Below are 16,394 nucleotides of genomic sequence, written 5' to 3'. Positions count from 1 at the left end.
TAGCTGAACTTGGCTTGGAAGAGCTACAAAAACATGTGGATACGCTTATTGTGATTCCTAATCAAAACTTATTTAGAATTGCAGATGAAAACACAACTTTCTCTGAGGCGTTTCAGCTTGCCGATAATGTGTTACACATAGGTATTAGAGGCGTAACTGATCTAATGGTGATGCCAGGGCTAATCAATCTTGACTTTGCTGATATAGAAACGGTAATGAGTGAAATGGGTAAAGCAATGATTGGTACTGGGGAAGCAGAAGGAGAGGATAGGGCGATTAATGCTGCAGAGGCTGCAATATCTAACCCTTTACTTGATAATGTATCAATGAAAGGTGCTCGAGGTATACTTATTAATATTACTGGCGGTTTAGATATGACTTTATTTGAAGTAGATTCTGCAGCAAATAGGGTACGTGAAGAGGTAGATGAAAATGCAAATATAATATTTGGTGCAACTTTTGATGAAGAAATGGAAGGCAGAATACGGGTTTCTGTACTTGCAACTGGAATTGATAGCGATGTAGATTATGTAGATACGGATACTGGTCAAAGTAAAGGCGATAAAGAAAAATTTAAGTGGTCTTATAGTCAAACTGAACAAAAAGAGAAGCAAGGTACTACTCAGAAAAATGTAGAGCAGGCAGAAAAAATGAAATGGAATGGTAATGTTTACGATATACCTGCCTACTTGAGAAGGAAAAAAAGATAAGTGTATTGTGTTAGAAATAAATGTTGTGGCACATGGGTGGTACAGTTTAATTAAAAAGCCAAAGGATTTTGTACTAGGTATTATGGGCACTGCATTACATACATTAAACATAGCACATTATAAGCCAAATATTTCAATAGCTTTAGCTAATGATTTTTTTATACGTCAACTTAATTTAAAATTTCGAAAAATTGATGCATCAACCAATGTATTATCATTTCCTTGTGAACATTTATCGTATAAGTGTGATTTAGGGGATATAGCGATTTCAATAGATACAATAAAAAAGGAATCATACGAGTATAATATTCCTATTTTTGAGCATATTGCACATATGTTGATACATGGGTTATTGCATCTACTGGGTTATGATCATACGACACGAAAAGAAGAAATAATAATGAAAGACTTGGAGCACAAAATTTTGATTGTGCTTGACTCATACCTCTGAAAAAAGCTGTAGTAATTCAAGATAATCAAGTAAAATAGGTGAGTGGATGAACATGGATACTTTGATAGGTAAAATAAAAAAGATAATTATTTCTGGAAAGGCAGTATGGCCAATAATAGAAGGAGGCAAGGGTATCGCAATTAGTGATGGCAGAACTAGTGGAGCGTTTGCTGCAGCAGATGCTGTAGGAACATTTTCTGGTGTAAATGCTAAACTGATTAATGATAATGGGGAATTAGTTCCATTAATTTACAAATGTAAGACAAGGTATGATAAACACAATGAGCTGATTGAGTATAGTATTAAGGCAGGTATTAGCCAGGCAAAAATAGCAAATGTACTATCTGGAGGTCGTGGAAGGATACATATGAATGTATTATGGGAAATGGGTGCTGCTGAACGAGTACTGCATGGTATCCTGGAGGGAGCGAAAGGCTTAATTCACGGTATTACTTGCGGTGCTGGTATGCCGTATAAACTTGCAGAAATTGCAGCAAAATATGAGGTGTATTATTATCCTATTATTTCTTCAGTACGTGCATTTAAGGCATTGTGGAAGCGTACATATCAAAAAATATCATCACGTTTACTTGGTGGTGTAGTTTATGAAGATCCATGGCTTGCAGGTGGACATAATGGGTTAAGCAATACTGAAAATCCAGAATTACCGCAAGCTCCACTTGCAAGAATTATTGAATTGAGATTATTTATGAATGAAGCTAATCTAACAAAAACACCTATAATAGTGGCTGGAGGAGTATGGCATTTAAAAGATTGGGAGAATTGGTTTGATAATCCGCAAGTGGGGCCTGTAGCTTTTCAGTTTGGGACGCGTCCACTGTTAACTGAAGAAAGCCCAATTTCTTTAGAATGGAAAAAAAAGTTATTAACTTTAGAAGAGGGTGATGTATTTTTAAATAAATTCAGCCCAACAGGATTTTACTCATCTGCAGTAAAAAATAACTTTATACGTGAGTTGCAGGAGCGGAACTTACGTCAAATAAAATTTTCAGAAAGTGCTGATGAAGAATTTAACAGTGAGTTAGCAACTGGTGTAAGAAATAGAAAAATTTATATTACCAAAAATGATGCAAAACTAACGGATAAATGGATTAAAGCAGGGTACACTGAAATAATGAAAACTCCTGATTCAACAATTATCTTTGTTACACGCGATAAATTTGAAGAGATAAGACGTGATCAAGTGAATTGTATGGGATGTTTAAGCCATTGCTTGTTTAGTAATTGGAAAGACCATGATAATTATTCAACAGGACGTAAGCCTGATCCACGGAGTTTTTGTATACAAAAAACTTTACAAAATATTATACATAATGGTGATATTCACAATGAATTAATGTTTTCTGGACATAATGTATATAAATTTAAGAAAGATCCGTTTTATAAAGATGGCTACATACCAAAGATAAAAGAATTAGTAGACAGAATATTGAGTGGGAATTAACTTTATAAAAGATTTCATGCTCACTACAGAATAAGTACTTAGATTAACCTTAAAAAAGTAATATAAATTTATTGATCACTACGTAACTTGTCTATTGAAATAATATTATCAGAAGAATTATTTAACTTTCCACTGGCAAAGTTTAATATGTCTTCCGATATTTTATCATAGAATTTACTAATTGCTGCAAATGGTATAACCATTTGTTCTTGTTTGCCATTAAAACTTAAGTTAACACTGAATTTATCTTCAAAAACTTTAAGGTTATAAAATTGATGTTGCAATACAATAAGCATTTGATTAGGGTATAACTTCTTTAAATAATCTGGCATCACTACATTCTTACTGCCTGTAAAAAATAGTATTTCCAAATGAGGAGTAAAATTATATATAGATAAAGCTACCAGAGCTTTTTTTATTATCTGAAATTTTATAGAATTAAGCGATTGCCTATAACCATCTATACTCATAAAACTATCTAAAAAAATTTATGTGGGAAACTTCTGTTACCCGGTGTTTCCCAAACCGTGCTTTAGTAATAAACCGATTGTGCTATATTAAGCAGCAAGAGAAAGTTCATTACTATCTGCAGCAAAATTATCGTTTGCTTTTAAATTATGAACTCTTATCGGTGGTGTCTAACCGAGCAAAATCACCATCTTTACTATGCATGTCGATCCTAATACACCCCCCCTAATTTGTGGAGGCGCCGAGTACTGCCCTCGGGTCCAATACACCTATTGCACGGTAAGTTTATTGCCATAGTATAAATAATATACATTGTAAGTATACAAAAGTATAAAACAAATGTCAAACACTGCGATTAAATATAGGCTGTATTATTAACACTGACAATAACAGGCTTGATATTGGTGCTGTTGCCCCCCTATTGTTGTACACGCTAGAACTTTTATTATGCTGGCTAAAATTCCTTCTAGCATCATCTCAATTATAAGATAATGTGCAAATGCATCAACTATACTGCCGATAGCAATACTAGCAAGGCACATACCAAATAAGTACACATTATCTTTTATGTTTTGACTTTTTAATTTTTCTTCCATTCCAATATACTGTGTATTTACGGCTTTTTCTACATCCTCTTCCTGAGACATCGATGCTGTTATCCACAATGACGTAACCAATAGTGGAATAATAACTCCAACTAACCCTCCAACAATGGGGGGGGAAAGAGCTAACTTACTTAATATTAAACCTAAAACAGCTCCTACTACTGCTCCTATCAATGCAATTTCTGTGCGTAACGTGTAAATCAATGCTATTTCTTCATCATAGAAAAGATCATCACAAAAACGATTAAACATATTTACCTCCTTTATTAACTAACCATCTACTCTATATACATCATTAATAACCTAGTACAATAATCATAGAAGCAGTTTACGCTTTCACTTCTTGCCTGGACATTTTTGATGAAATAGAAACAGCAAAACTGATTATTGATGTATATAATACTTTATAAATTAAACTTTTTGCCCCTATTGTAATAACATTATACAGAGGGAATTGACCTATTAATAAATGAACAACAGTTAAAATGCCAACGTCGATTAGCACAGATATAATGGAACTAATATAATTTCTTATTGAAAAATTTAACTGCGGTTTCAGTCTTTCAAGTAAATTTACACTACAATAAAATGAAAAAAGTAGTGATGCAAAGTAAATTACCAACATTACATTAAACTTTTGCCATGCTAAAGCAGCATTCACAAGCACACAGAACGTTAAAACACTTATAGCTTTCTTTTTACTATATGATTCCGTAATTATATTAGTGATGAATAAAGATAATGTGAAAAAAGCTGAACACATTATTATCTTATTAGTAGCATTGATTAAAAAAATAGAAATACCTAACAATAGGGCAAGCATATGTAACCTTCTTAAATTATCCTACTAATAGTCTAGCAAATTCTGCTAGATTAGCAATTAATTTTTTATATTATTGAATTTGTGTTAATGTAGTGAACGTTAATAGGTAATACATATGCTGGGAGAGTATAATTTTAGAGAATTTGAATATAAACATAGCAAGTCATGGGAAAATAAAAAAATATACAAGTGGGATAGCAGCGGAAATAATAATTTTGTCATTGATACTCCTCCACCTACAATATCAGGGAAATTACATATTGGTCATATATTCAGTTATTGCCATACAGATTTCATTGCACGCTTTCAGAGGATGTTAGGAAAAAATGTTTTTTATCCAATAGGTTTTGACGATAACGGGCTTCCTACTGAAAGACTAGTTGAGCAGACTTATAGCGTGCGTGCTCAGGAAGTAGGCAGAGAGGAATTTACAAAAATGTGCTACACAGTGATTAATAATTCAAAACAAAAATTCACTGAATTATTCAAAGCTGTAGGTATTAGCTACGATTGGGATCTAGAATATCACACAATTAGTAAAGACTCTATCGCGCTTTCTCAAATGTCATTTATTGATTTATACAATAAGGGGTATATATATAGAAAAATGCAACCTATTTTATGGGATCCAGTTGATAGGACTGCAATTGCACAAGCAGAAATAGAGGATAAAGATTTTGAATCAAGGTTAAATACAATAGTTTTTCTAACTGAAGCAAATGAACAAATTCATATAGCAACTACACGCCCTGAATTGCTACCTGCATGTGTTGCTGTCTTATGTCATCCAAATGATAAACGTTATTCTCATCTGATTGACGATAAAAGAGAGGCTATAGTGCCAATCACACAAGAAAGAGTGCCAATAGTTGCTGATGACAGGGTAAAAATAGATAAGGGTACAGGACTTGTTATGTGTTGTACATTTGGTGATGAACTGGATGTGTATTGGCAACAAAAGCATAATTTACCAATAAAAATTATTATTGATCAGGGTGGTAGAATAAATTTATTAAATAAAAAAGAGATACTTATCAATGGGCTGAAAGTTTCTGTAGCAAGAAAAAAGATTATTGATATCTTAACAGCTCAGAATTTGCTTATAAACAGCATAGCTATTACTCATTCTGTTAAATGTGCAGAAAGATCTGGAGCACCTCTCGAAATATTACCGACGTATCAGTGGTTTATTAAAATCTTAGATCAAAGAGATCAAATACTTAAAAAAGTACGAGAGTGTAATTGGAATCCAGAATCCATGAGAAAACGCATGGAGATATGGGTGGAAGGATTAAATTGGGATTGGTGTATTTCACGACAACGCTATTTTGGTGTACCATTTCCAGTTTTGTATTCCAAACGTAAGGATGAAGAAGGCAAAATAATTTTACCTGCAATGAACGAACTTCCTATAAATCCATTGAGCTACATCCCAATAGGATATAGTAAAGAAGAAGTGATTGCAGATCAAGATGTAATGGATACATGGGCAACAAGTGCGATTACACCTCTATTAAATCTGCGTGCAATCAATAAAGAATTTGGTTTAGAAAATAATCTAATAAATAATAAAATTTTTCCTGCAGATTTAAGATGCCAAAGTCATGAGATAATACGCACTTGGGCATTTTATACAATTGTAAAAGCACAATATCATGTAGATTTGCTGCCATGGAAAAATATTATGATTAGCGGTTGGTGTTTAGCTGATGATAAGAAAAAGATGAGTAAATCAAAAGGAAATATTGTTACTCCTCAATCAATACTTGATATATATGGTGCAGATGTAGTACGTTACTGGGCTGCAAATTCAAGACTTGGAGTGGATACAATTTTTTCTGAAAATATTTTTAAGGTTGGCAAACGTTTGGTGATAAAATTGTGGAATGCAAGTAAGTTTGTTTCTATATTTATTGAAAATAATCAAGAGTTGAATCTAGAATTAAAATAAGAAACTATAGATAAATGGATATTGTCTAAGCTGTACAAAGTAGTGAAAAAGGTGACGGATTATTTATTACAGTTTAAATACTGTGAATCATTAGAAACAATAGAGGAGTTTTTCTGGAAGGATTTTTGCGATAATTATTTAGAGTTAGTGAAAAAGCGTGCATATGGAAGAGAAGTCAGTGCAAAACAGAGTTTAGCATATGCGTTAAATATAATTCTCCGTTTATTCGCACCATTTTTACCATATATTACAGAAGAAATATATAGTAAGTTGTATAGTAGTAATTCTATACATAATAGAGGTAACTGGCCAGAGGTATCCATTTACGATCAATTTTCAGAAATAGAAGGAGATAATTGTGTACAAATATTAAGCATAGTAAGAAAACTTAAGGCAGATAATAATCTCTCGATTAAGTCCTGTATAAAGAAATTGTTGATCAAAACAAATAGTCAATTAAGCAGATCTGTAGAGAATGATTTGCAAGCAGTTTGTAATGCTGAAGCAGTTGAGTGGAGTAACTCTGTAGATGATAATGAAAAATATATAGTAAATATACTAGCTTGATGTTTCTAGTATCAAGGTATTTTAATTTCTGTAGTGTGGGGTTGTCTTTAATATACGTGGCTATATTTAATATTTTGTTAAGAGGACAAAAATGAAAAATGCATCTTATTTTATAGCTGGTACCGCTACTGTTTTAACGCTTACAGTATACAACATTCATTATATTACTTCTCCTGTAGCTTTAGCATTGTATCTATTGTCAACTTTAGTGATTATGGTAGCTGCATATAAGATTGGTAGAAACAATCAGCTTAAAGAGGATAATCAAATGTTACAAGATGAAATAACAGAATTAAAATGTAAAAATCTTATTAGAAAAGAACGTAATTTAGTGGAAGAATCACAAGCATTAAAGATGCAGTATATTATGTGTGAGGAAAAATTAAAGGAAAGTAACAATAAAATACGAAAGTTAAAAAAGTCTATGAATGAGTTACTAGATTCATTTAATGTATTCCTTTTATCAACTGATAAATTTAATGAGAATGCTAAGCAAGAGTTAGAGAAAGGGCAGAAAAGAAGCAACCTTAATAAGGTGTCAGATCTAGATTGTAGGTAGTAGTCGTGCGCGTGGCTAATCCAATAATCTGTGCATTAGATACAAGTGACTTGAATAAAGCTATGCTTATTGTTCAAGCTTTGCGTGGTAAAGTAGGAATGATAAAACTTGGCTTGGAATTTTTTACTGCTTGTGGTCTATCTGGAATAGAAGAAATTAGTAAATGTGGTATACCAATTTTTTTAGATATAAAATTGCATGATATTCCTAATACTGTAGCTAAATCGATTAAAGTAATAAAAAATTTAAATATTAGAATGTTAACATTACACATTGCTGGCGGTATACAAATGCTACATGATGCATTAAATGTTGTACAAAATACAGAAATAAAATTAATTGGAGTCACTGTATTGACCAGTATGAATGATAATGATCTGAAACAATGTGGAGTAGAAAAGGAAGTAAGATCGCAAGTTATTTTACTTGCAAAACTTGCAAAAATATCTGGCTTACACGGAGTTGTCTGTTCTGCACTAGAAGTGCAAGAAATACGTAGAGAATGTGGTGAGGAGTTCAATATTATTACTCCTGGGATTCGTATAGATTCTAATAATAATGATCAAAAAAGAACAACGACACCACGAGAAGCAATTACTTTTGGTGCTGACTATATTGTTATAGGCAGACCTATTACAGAAAGTGGTGATCTTGTGAGAAGTGCTGAATTAATCCTTAACTCATTACGTTATATATAACAAGAGACTATTGCAATAGATAGAGAGCAGAAATAACTATTTTTACGCTTTTGCAATCATTTTCTGTTTCGCAAAAGATCTATTAGATCTCAGAAAAATTCATACAATCCTGTGTGATTTCCCAAAAGTTTTGAGGCAGGCTTCTTGGTGTATCGGACTGTATAATTCTACCGTTTTGCATAATATAAATGAAGTCCGAAATTTCTAATGCTTCTTGCGGGTCATGTGTGACCATTAATACAGGAATGTTTCTTCTTCTAAAAAGTGATAGTATATACTGTCTGGTTTGGTACTTAAGTAGTATGTCTAAACTGGCAAATGGTTCATCAAGCAATGCCACATCAGGGTTTTGTGCTATTACTCTCGCTATTGTTACTAACTGCTGTTGTCCTCCAGATAGGGCTTTAGGGTACACATTTTCATATTGTTTTATATTTAATAATTCTAGTATTTCTAAAGCAATGCTGTATTTTTCTTTTTTATTAAAATTTTTGATGGCAAAAGTTATATTTTCTACTACTGTTTTATGAGGAAACAATGCTGGATGCTGAAAAATTAGTCCAACATTTCTATTTTCTATGGCAACACATTGATTATTACCTGCAACTAGTTTGCTATCAATGGTGATAGAACCACATTGTGGATTTTCTATTCCTGTAACTAGCTTTAAGATAGTTGATTTACCACAACCAGAATGTCCAAACAAACAGACCACACTGCCTTTTTGTACTCTAATATTTATATTACGTAAAGCAAAGCTGTCGTTACTACCATAGTGGTAATTTACATTATTAATCAGCATCGTTTATTAATTTCAATGATTTCATTATAATAGCATTATATTAGTAAAATATAGAAGTTTTTTTAATGGGACTATAGCTCAGTAGGATAGAGCGTTGGATTCCTAATCCGAAGGTCGTGCGTTCGAATCGCACTAGTCCCACCATGTTTATTAAGTAGATAAGATATCTTTTTCTAAGTTTTTATTTGTGTTCAAACGTGTTTTTGAAATCAAAAAATGATAAAACCAAAATTTAATTTGAGCAGTTAGTGCTTACATTTAATTTCATCCAAATTTTATTTACTTTTCTCAAATCTTACGATCTAATCTTATTTAGTAATAATTATCTAGTATGTTCCAAGCTTCTTTATTTTTCACGCTTTTTCTGAAGATATTACCTATTTATATGATAATATTTATTGGTTATTTGTCAGGAAAATGTCTTAAAATTGATAAAAATACTATATCTGAAATACTTTTTTATATAATCAACCCGTTAGTAGTATTATATGGAGTATCTAGAATAGACGTAAGTCTGCAAGTTGCTTTTCTACCAATTTTAATTTTATGTATAGGCAGTGTAATGTCTTTAATGGTATACTATATTTCATCTTTTGTATTTAAGGACAATACTAAGAATATACTAGCGTTTAGTTCTGGTAGCACGAGTATGGGTTATTTTGGTCTACCAATAGCTGTGGCCCTACAATTTGATGAACATACTATATCTGCATATATAGTATGTTATATAGGAATGCTTCTTTTTGAAAATAGTTTAGGGTTTTATATAGCTGCAAATGGCATATATACCAAAAAGGAATGTTTATTTAAGTTGTTTAAGATACCTTCTTCTTATGCAATGTTATTGGGCTTTATTTTGAGCATATTTGATGTACATATACCACATTTTTTGTCAGATTGCATGGTAAGTATTAGGGGCACGTTTGTTACACTAGGAATGATGTTATTGGGAATATGTATTGCACAAATTACAAATTTTAAAATAGATTGGAAAATTGCATTTACCACGATAATGGTGAAATATATATTGTGGCCATTATTTGTTTTAAGTATTGTATTACTGGATAAGTATATAATTAAAATATATGATGAGAAGATATATAAGGCGCTCATACTATTGGCAATTATTCCAGTTTCTGGATCTAGTATAATACTTGCTAACATTTTAAACTATAAGCCTGATAGAGTTGCGCTATTGCTTTTTATCAGTGTAACAGTAGGATTATTTTACGTACCTTTAGTAATATCATTATTTTTTGCCAAACTGTTTTTTCTATCTATGCATATTTAATTAACTTAACATTAACCTTTCAATGTGTAAAATATTTCAGTGTGTCTTAGAGGAGGTGTATCATGAGTACAACACGTAATACATTACAAAACTACTTAGAAAAATATATTAAGAAGACATTAAGCGATAGACTGCTTGACAATAAGCTATATAAAGAACTTTTACATAAAGTAGAATCAATTATAAAACAAGCCATAAATCAAGCAAAACATCACGATGAAAGTTTTTTAGAACCAGTATATCATAATAAAAAACTAATCAACGCTATAGCTAGGTATGATATATCAAGAAGTTGTCATGTCAGTAAGAAAAGTCTAGATAATATTGACAACTATAGCGTGAGTGGAAATAGCTTGACTCTTTTAATAGAAGAAAAGGATATAGTAGATAAAATTAGTAATATAGAGCTAAATCAACTTGGTAAAGGAGATAGACCATTAAACATCAGAAAAGACCTTTCCCACTCAGTTCCACTACAATCTACTACGGTAGAAAAATATAACAACTTTAGAAGAAGCATATTATAACCAAAAGACACTAATGTATAAATATACATTAGTGTCTTTTGGACCCTATGCTGTAGTTGCAGGAGCCCAAATATCTTCACATACTTTACCTTCAATGCCATCAACTACACCATTATCAGTATAATTCCAAACAGTATAATTCTTACCTGCGTTTGCCCAATCATGAGGTATTGTAGGAGTAGGCACACCCCAATGAGCAACCCATAAAGGGTATTCAGAAAAGTCATGGCCATGCTGAGTATAAAAATAGTCATTCCAAGTTTTTGGAGATGCATATATCATTGGGTGATATCCATCTCCTTCTAGTTTTGTTAATAATTCATATAAATTATTAGCTCTTTCTTGATTAGTATGTTGACTAGGGTCATCACATTTTGTGTCCCCTGGCTTCGCACATATTCCAGTAGTAGCACTTATAGCCAATTTATCATTTTGCTTATCAAAATTTGCTTGAGATAAGACATGATTTATGTTATCAGCTTGATCTTCAGGTGAGGAGGTCATCCTGAATACATGGTATGCACCAGCTTTAATATCGTTATCCTTCATTCCTTTAAAGTTTTCTTGAAATGTATTGTCCCGAACAGCTTGACCTTCGGTTGACTTAGCAAACGCAAAATCAACATCTTTAGCAGCAACTTTTCCCCAATTAATATTTCCATTCCAGTGAGATACATCAATTCCTTTTCTCATATTATACTCCTATCATAAAACATTGATTATATTATCAATATATTAAAAATCACTTACTATAGTAGAATATTATTGTATACTACATTGATTATGCACATAATTATATACATGTTCTAGTACTGGCCATTTCATTTCAGTTAATGGACGATTAATAACACTCTGCTTATCCATATTCCAGTAGTCGCATTTTTCCCATCCATGAGGAATTTGTAGCGCCATCTTGTCTATATAAGGAAGACATAGAGGATATTGCGCAAGATCAGCATCATGTGTATAATACATATTCCACTCTTCTGTTTTTAAAACATGCAGAACGAGGTTGTATCCACTTAATTTTAGTTGCCCAAGCAAAGAACGTAAACTATCAGATCTCTCCTGCTGAGTATATTCTTGACCATTAGGTTTTTTATCTTTCTCTATTGAAACTGTAGTAGTACAAATGATTAATTTATCAACATCAGGTTTAAAATCAATTAAACTCAGTTGTGACGTTATATTTTGAAATTGCTCCTCTGGTGTAGAGGTCATTCTAAATACATGAAAAACACCTGCCTCAATGCCATTGATTGCTTTAATTTTAGGGAAAATCTCCCTAAATTTTGTATCTTGCCAGCTTTGTCCTTCAGTGATTTTAGTAAACCAATAATCTATTTCTCCTTGCTCAACTTTATGACGGACCTTATCTATATCAATATGCGTACCCTTATCGCAAGTCTTTGTGTTGACATTATAACCCCCCTCATCATGATGAGATGTAGTAATACCACGTTTCATATATCTTGTCCTCCTTTACTTTGAATGTTAGATGCTGCCGAACGAACTCCCACTTCTTCTAAAAGCTTTGTAGGCAGAAAATATTGTTGTATTACTTGATTATTTCTTTCCCAAGTATCATGTTCCACATAAACAGGCTGTTTTCCTTTACTTGCCCAATGCTGAGGTGTTAAGGCCTCAATGTCAGGTGTAGAAACTGTTCTGCCTTCTTCACGTGAAATAGACAGAGGAAATTCAGAAAAATCTAATTCATCTTGACCATAATACTTATCCCAATCATTGCCTTGAGCTAAATTCTCAATTCTAACGTGTATAACAACATTATATTCCTCGTTCTTTAATTGAGTTAATAGATTATGTAACATTTTAGCCCTGTTAATATTAGAGTATTCTTTTCCCTTGAGGTCAGGATTTGTTGTAGCACAAATAAATAATTTATTAGCCTCTTTATTAAACTTAATTAAAGAAGTAGTGTTATAAATATTATTAAGCTGCATTTGAGTGCTAGATTTCATTGTAGGCACATAAAATAGATTAATTTCAATATCGCTACCTATTTCTGCTTTTGCGTCTTCTATTGCTTTAAAGTTTTCTGTACATTTTGAATCTTGCATGTTGCTCCCTTCACCTAATTTTATGGAAAAGAATTTGTATTCTGGATGTTCTTGTAATAATTCTTTCCAGTTAATGGTATTATAGAGAAAATTTTTATTATTATATTCTACAACTGGCAGACCCAGTTCTTTATATTTTTTGAACTCTTCACTGCTAATTTCATTCCTATTGTTATGATGTGACACAGTAATGCCCATTTTGTAGTATATGCCTAGCGACTTATCCATAATCTTACCATTATCTATATTATCATGATGTGATATAGCAACGCCTTTCATTTTAGGTCTCCTTATAGTCAATAAAGCTGTAGTGTACTTCAATAACTATTTAAGTGTCAATAATAATTATTCAGCAAAACTATTGTGGCTAGTCCAAAAAATATCAATGCTGAGAGAATATCAGTTGTGGCTGATGTGAGAATAGAAGAGGAGATTGCAGGGTCAGATTTTAAACGGTTTAATATTATAGGAATAAAAGCTCCTGTAAATGTCGCAATCACTGACATCGTAATCATTGAAACTGCGAAAATTATTTCCGTTTTAAAGTCATGAAACCTTAAAGATATTACTATTAGTGAAATAGCAGATAAAATAACTCCATTGATCAAACCAATGAAAAATTCCTTTACTAATATCCTCTTTGTGTTTTGTTCAGTTAAACGTTTTGTTGCAAGTGCTCTAATCGTTAAAGTCACTGTTTGAGATCCTGAATTTCCACTCATTGAAGCGATAATAGGCATTATTATAGGTAATATTATAAAACTCTCTATTGTATGTTCGAAAAATCCTATTACTATTGAGCATAAAGTTGCAGCTAAAAGGTTAAATAATAACCATGGCAGTCTTGTCATTATGGTCTTAGACACAGAAGCGTTAATATCTGTCTGAGATAGTACACCACCGATTTTTAATGCATCTTCTTCTGTTTCTTGTTGTACTACTTTAATGACATCCTCAATCAAAATCACTCCAATAATTTTGCCACGTTTGTTTACTACTGGAGCAGAGACAAGAGAGTAATCCTGGAATAACCTTGCAACTTCTTCTTGATCCACACCAGTTTTAATGATTTTGATATCATAACTCATGATATCTTGTATTATAGTGTCTCCTGAGCTAGATATAATCTTACTTAGGTCAACACTACCAATTGGCTCTAACCTTGAGTTAATAATAAAGATTTGATAAAAACTTTCTGGTATTTTTTTCTTATGATTACGCAGATATTCAGTTAATTGATTGATCGTCCAGTAATATGGAGCAATAACCATATTTTTATGTATGAGCCTCCCAGCGCTTTCTTCTGGATATGACAGTAACTCTTGAACTGATTCTTTTATTTTATCAGGTAAATAGTAAAGTATGTTTTCTATAGATTTTTTATCTAGATCTTTCATTATAGCAACTATATCTTCTGCATTTAAGCCAGATAATAATTCTGCTGCACTTTGTATACCTAGCGTTTCTATAATTTCTACACACAAATCTGGCACTACATGTACTAGTGCATTTCTTAACGAATCTTGATCAAGAATATTAATCAGCTTTTCCCTATGGTCATTAATTGCGGTTGATAAAAAATATGCTAATTGAACACTATCTATTTTTTTTATGATATCATGAACATCACTTAATTTATGATCATCAATTAACTCTTTCAGTTCATTAATGATCGCTTGATCTAAACCATAGTGAGAATCTTCCATAATTACACCTTAAACTTGATTTCCTTTATTATTAGAGTATAATAGGATTATTTCAAATTAACTACTATATGGTTAAATTTTTATTTTGTTTATTGTTATTATTATTAATAATAAATGTGTTAAAATCTAAAGCTTAATGAAAACTGATTCAGAAATTTTTGAATACTTTCAAAATTTAAACGAGAGTGTTTCTCTTATTAGGAGGTGCCTTTGACATAGATAAATTAAAATTGCGTCTTGAAGAGCTAGAAGCTCAGTCTGCAGATGATAATCTATGGCAAGATAATAAGAGGGCGCAAGAGATATTACGTGAACGTGCGAATATTAAAGATAGTATAGAGTCGTTTTGCAAGCTAGAAAGCGATTATAGCAGTAGTATTGACCTTATGAGGTGTGCTATTGATGAAAATGATCAACAGCTGTTTTCTGCAATTGAAGAAGAATTAATTAAGCTGGAAAAGCAAATTCAGTATCAAAAAACCGAATCTTTGTTCAACGGTGAAGTGGATAATAATGACTGTTTCATAGAAATTCATTCAGGTGCTGGTGGTACTGAAAGTAATGATTGGGCAGCAATGCTCATGCGTCTATATATAAGGTGGGCAGAGATTTATCATAATTTCAAAGTAGAAATAATAGAAAAACTGGATGGTGAATCGGTTGGTATTAAATCTACAACGCTAAAAATTATAGGTGAAAAAGCTTATGGATGGGCAAAAAGTGAAAGTGGTATACATAGACTTGTAAGAATTTCACCATTTGATTCAAATGGTAAACGTCATACTAGCTTTGCAAGCGTAGGAGTTACTCCAGTTATTAAGGATTCAATTTGTATTATTATAGATGAAAAAGATCTAAAAATCGATACTTACCGTGCCTCTGGCGCAGGAGGACAGCATGTTAATAAGACTGAAAGTGCAGTACGTATAACGCACATGCCTACAGGTATTGTAGTGCAATGTCAAAATAGTCGTTCTCAACATAAAAATAAGGATGAAGCATTTAAACTATTGAAAGGCCGCTTATATCAGATTGAATTAGAAAAGAAGGAGCAAAAAATGGCTGAAGAATACGGTAAAAAATGTAATATAGGATGGGGCAATCAGATTAGATCATATATTATGCACCCATATCAAATGGTTAAAGATCTTAGAACTGGATATGAAGTAGGTAATATAAACTCTGTATTTGATGGTAATATAGACTGTTTCATAATTAGTATGTTATCTCCTTTCTAATCTAATATCAATGCATTACATTAGCATTAGCAACTTTTGCTTTGTGTGTTGAATATCATTATAGGGTGTCTTGAAAGTCAGACTAAGCAAAATACAGGTTTGATTAATTTTGTATGAGAAAAAATGCAAGAGAAAAGAAAAGCTTATTCAGATGATCTAAGCGATGAAGAATGGAAGCGTATCGAGACCCTAATAAAAACAAACTAAATAAACGAGGACTGAGAACCTGTTCATAATTTTTTATCTTAGTTGTGCAAAATTCTCTCCATGAATCAACTACTAATCTCCAAAAGGTTTTCTCTTGCATCATTTCTATAGCACCGCTCCGATCAGTCTGTTGTCACGTAAATTGCATGCGTTGCGTATCTACTGCAATATGGTGCTTTACCTTTTTATACCCTTTCTCTTTAGCAGTATCTCTGTTTTTGACACTTTGTGCATCAATTATGCAG

Annotated in this window: 16 protein-coding genes, 1 tRNA gene, 1 other RNA gene and 2 pseudogenes; 10 read left to right on the top strand and 10 right to left on the bottom strand. The window is 32.1% G+C overall.

The window, feature by feature from the left end:
- From BIY23_RS03890 to BIY23_RS03880, 3 genes are all read left to right on the top strand, one after another.
- Positions 1 to 710, top strand: a 710-nt coding sequence (locus tag BIY23_RS03890) for a cell division protein FtsZ (protein WP_148115229.1), incomplete at its 5' end; no start/stop codon positions are given.
- Between the two features lie 7 nt (positions 711 to 717).
- Complete coding sequence (ybeY, locus tag BIY23_RS03885; RefSeq protein WP_070065224.1) at positions 718 to 1,161, top strand: rRNA maturation RNase YbeY; 444 nt, start codon at positions 718 to 720, stop codon at positions 1,159 to 1,161.
- Between the two features lie 52 nt (positions 1,162 to 1,213).
- Positions 1,214 to 2,626: an NAD(P)H-dependent flavin oxidoreductase gene (locus tag BIY23_RS03880; RefSeq protein WP_070065267.1), complete on the top strand. Its 1,413-nt coding sequence runs from the start codon at positions 1,214 to 1,216 to the stop codon at positions 2,624 to 2,626.
- Positions 2,627 to 2,694: 68 nt separating this feature from the next.
- Here the strand turns inward: BIY23_RS03880 and BIY23_RS03875 are convergent, their stop codons facing one another.
- From BIY23_RS03875 to BIY23_RS03860, 4 genes are all read right to left on the bottom strand, one after another.
- Complete coding sequence (locus BIY23_RS03875) at positions 2,695 to 3,096, bottom strand: ClpXP protease specificity-enhancing factor SspB (RefSeq protein WP_070065223.1); 402 nt, start codon at positions 3,094 to 3,096, stop codon at positions 2,695 to 2,697.
- A 21-nt stretch (positions 3,097 to 3,117) separates the two neighbouring features.
- Positions 3,118 to 3,444: a transfer-messenger RNA gene (gene ssrA, locus BIY23_RS03870) on the bottom strand.
- 24 nt (positions 3,445 to 3,468) lie between these two features.
- The gene (locus BIY23_RS03865; RefSeq protein WP_070065222.1) at positions 3,469 to 3,951 is read right to left on the bottom strand and encodes a hypothetical protein; all 483 of its coding nucleotides are present in this window, start codon (positions 3,949 to 3,951) and stop codon (positions 3,469 to 3,471) included.
- A 76-nt stretch (positions 3,952 to 4,027) separates the two neighbouring features.
- The gene (locus BIY23_RS03860) at positions 4,028 to 4,522 is read right to left on the bottom strand and encodes a hypothetical protein (RefSeq protein WP_070065221.1); all 495 of its coding nucleotides are present in this window, start codon (positions 4,520 to 4,522) and stop codon (positions 4,028 to 4,030) included.
- A gap of 115 nt (positions 4,523 to 4,637) precedes the next feature.
- Here BIY23_RS03860 and BIY23_RS03855 point away from each other — a divergent pair.
- The 3 genes and pseudogenes from BIY23_RS03855 (at position 4,638) to pyrF (ending at position 8,297) form a co-directional block, all read left to right on the top strand.
- A pseudogene (locus BIY23_RS03855) lies at positions 4,638 to 7,040 on the top strand (valine--tRNA ligase).
- Between the two features lie 91 nt (positions 7,041 to 7,131).
- On the top strand, positions 7,132 to 7,599 hold the full coding sequence (locus BIY23_RS03850) for a hypothetical protein (RefSeq protein ID WP_070065220.1): 468 nt from the start codon (positions 7,132 to 7,134) through the stop codon (positions 7,597 to 7,599).
- 11 nt (positions 7,600 to 7,610) lie between these two features.
- Positions 7,611 to 8,297 carry an orotidine-5'-phosphate decarboxylase gene (gene pyrF / locus BIY23_RS03845; protein WP_081326559.1) on the top strand — a complete coding sequence of 229 codons (687 nt, stop codon included), beginning with the start codon at positions 7,611 to 7,613 and terminating at the stop codon, positions 8,295 to 8,297.
- An 82-nt stretch (positions 8,298 to 8,379) separates the two neighbouring features.
- On the opposite strand, the gene BIY23_RS03840 is transcribed toward pyrF, so the two are convergent.
- On the bottom strand, positions 8,380 to 9,099 hold the full coding sequence (locus BIY23_RS03840) for an ABC transporter ATP-binding protein (RefSeq protein ID WP_081326558.1): 720 nt from the start codon (positions 9,097 to 9,099) through the stop codon (positions 8,380 to 8,382).
- A gap of 67 nt (positions 9,100 to 9,166) precedes the next feature.
- Here BIY23_RS03840 and BIY23_RS03835 point away from each other — a divergent pair.
- The 3 genes from BIY23_RS03835 to BIY23_RS03825 all read left to right on the top strand — a co-directional run bounded on the left by BIY23_RS03835 (position 9,167) and on the right by BIY23_RS03825 (position 10,917).
- A tRNA-Arg gene (locus BIY23_RS03835) sits at positions 9,167 to 9,243 on the top strand.
- 187 nt (positions 9,244 to 9,430) lie between these two features.
- The gene (locus tag BIY23_RS03830) at positions 9,431 to 10,390 is read left to right on the top strand and encodes an AEC family transporter (RefSeq protein WP_070065219.1); all 960 of its coding nucleotides are present in this window, start codon (positions 9,431 to 9,433) and stop codon (positions 10,388 to 10,390) included.
- A 62-nt stretch (positions 10,391 to 10,452) separates the two neighbouring features.
- A complete protein-coding gene (locus BIY23_RS03825) occupies positions 10,453 to 10,917 on the top strand; it encodes a hypothetical protein (RefSeq protein ID WP_070065218.1) in 465 nt (154 codons plus the stop codon).
- A 45-nt stretch (positions 10,918 to 10,962) separates the two neighbouring features.
- Here BIY23_RS03825 and BIY23_RS03820 read toward each other — a convergent pair whose 3' ends face one another.
- The 4 genes from BIY23_RS03820 to mgtE all read right to left on the bottom strand — a co-directional run bounded on the left by BIY23_RS03820 (position 10,963) and on the right by mgtE (position 14,704).
- A complete protein-coding gene (locus BIY23_RS03820) occupies positions 10,963 to 11,610 on the bottom strand; it encodes a glycoside hydrolase family 25 protein (RefSeq protein WP_070065217.1) in 648 nt (215 codons plus the stop codon).
- Positions 11,611 to 11,679: 69 nt separating this feature from the next.
- Positions 11,680 to 12,384: a GH25 family lysozyme gene (locus tag BIY23_RS03815; RefSeq protein ID WP_070065216.1), complete on the bottom strand. Its 705-nt coding sequence runs from the start codon at positions 12,382 to 12,384 to the stop codon at positions 11,680 to 11,682.
- Complete coding sequence (locus tag BIY23_RS03810; RefSeq protein WP_070065215.1) at positions 12,381 to 13,277, bottom strand: hypothetical protein; 897 nt, start codon at positions 13,275 to 13,277, stop codon at positions 12,381 to 12,383. The genes BIY23_RS03815 and BIY23_RS03810 overlap by 4 nt, the downstream gene beginning before the upstream one ends.
- A gap of 56 nt (positions 13,278 to 13,333) precedes the next feature.
- Positions 13,334 to 14,704, bottom strand: coding sequence for a magnesium transporter (gene mgtE / locus BIY23_RS03805; RefSeq protein WP_070065214.1), 1,371 nt, complete (start codon positions 14,702 to 14,704; stop codon positions 13,334 to 13,336).
- A 136-nt stretch (positions 14,705 to 14,840) separates the two neighbouring features.
- Here mgtE and prfB point away from each other — a divergent pair.
- Positions 14,841 to 15,942, top strand: a protein-coding gene (prfB, locus tag BIY23_RS03800; RefSeq protein WP_148115224.1) for a peptide chain release factor 2 whose coding sequence is annotated in 2 segments (ribosomal slippage) — positions 14,841 to 14,906 and positions 14,908 to 15,942 — 1,101 coding nt in all. Because the reading frame shifts where the segments join, the coding sequence is not laid out codon by codon here.
- Between the two features lie 358 nt (positions 15,943 to 16,300).
- Here the strand turns inward: prfB and BIY23_RS05145 are convergent.
- A pseudogene (locus BIY23_RS05145) lies at positions 16,301 to 16,394 on the bottom strand (IS5/IS1182 family transposase); the annotation flags it as partial.

Origin of the sequence: Wolbachia pipientis (genome assembly GCF_001752665.1) — a bacterium.
In the GTDB taxonomy this organism is placed as follows: domain Bacteria; phylum Pseudomonadota; class Alphaproteobacteria; order Rickettsiales; family Anaplasmataceae; genus Wolbachia; species Wolbachia pipientis_A.
This window is presented reverse-complemented; position numbering and strand designations above follow the sequence as displayed.

What these genes read in the sequence shown, in the direction of transcription:
- BIY23_RS03820 (WP_070065217.1), bottom strand. Translation starts at nt 11,610, where the DNA reads ATGAGAAAAGGAATTGATGTATCTCACTGGAATGGAAATATTAATTGG.
- BIY23_RS03850 (WP_070065220.1), top strand. Translation starts at nt 7,132, where the DNA reads ATGAAAAATGCATCTTATTTTATAGCTGGTACCGCTACTGTTTTAACG.
- BIY23_RS03825 (WP_070065218.1), top strand. Translation starts at nt 10,453, where the DNA reads ATGAGTACAACACGTAATACATTACAAAACTACTTAGAAAAATATATT.
- BIY23_RS03840 (WP_081326558.1), bottom strand. Translation starts at nt 9,099, where the DNA reads ATGCTGATTAATAATGTAAATTACCACTATGGTAGTAACGACAGCTTT.
- BIY23_RS03830 (WP_070065219.1), top strand. Translation starts at nt 9,431, where the DNA reads ATGTTCCAAGCTTCTTTATTTTTCACGCTTTTTCTGAAGATATTACCT.
- BIY23_RS03810 (WP_070065215.1), bottom strand. Translation starts at nt 13,277, where the DNA reads ATGAAAGGCGTTGCTATATCACATCATGATAATATAGATAATGGTAAG.
- BIY23_RS03880 (WP_070065267.1), top strand. Translation starts at nt 1,214, where the DNA reads ATGGATACTTTGATAGGTAAAATAAAAAAGATAATTATTTCTGGAAAG.
- BIY23_RS03875 (WP_070065223.1), bottom strand. Translation starts at nt 3,096, where the DNA reads ATGAGTATAGATGGTTATAGGCAATCGCTTAATTCTATAAAATTTCAG.
- mgtE (WP_070065214.1), bottom strand. Translation starts at nt 14,704, where the DNA reads ATGGAAGATTCTCACTATGGTTTAGATCAAGCGATCATTAATGAACTG.
- BIY23_RS03860 (WP_070065221.1), bottom strand. Translation starts at nt 4,522, where the DNA reads ATGCTTGCCCTATTGTTAGGTATTTCTATTTTTTTAATCAATGCTACT.
- BIY23_RS03815 (WP_070065216.1), bottom strand. Translation starts at nt 12,384, where the DNA reads ATGAAACGTGGTATTACTACATCTCATCATGATGAGGGGGGTTATAAT.
- BIY23_RS03865 (WP_070065222.1), bottom strand. Translation starts at nt 3,951, where the DNA reads ATGTTTAATCGTTTTTGTGATGATCTTTTCTATGATGAAGAAATAGCA.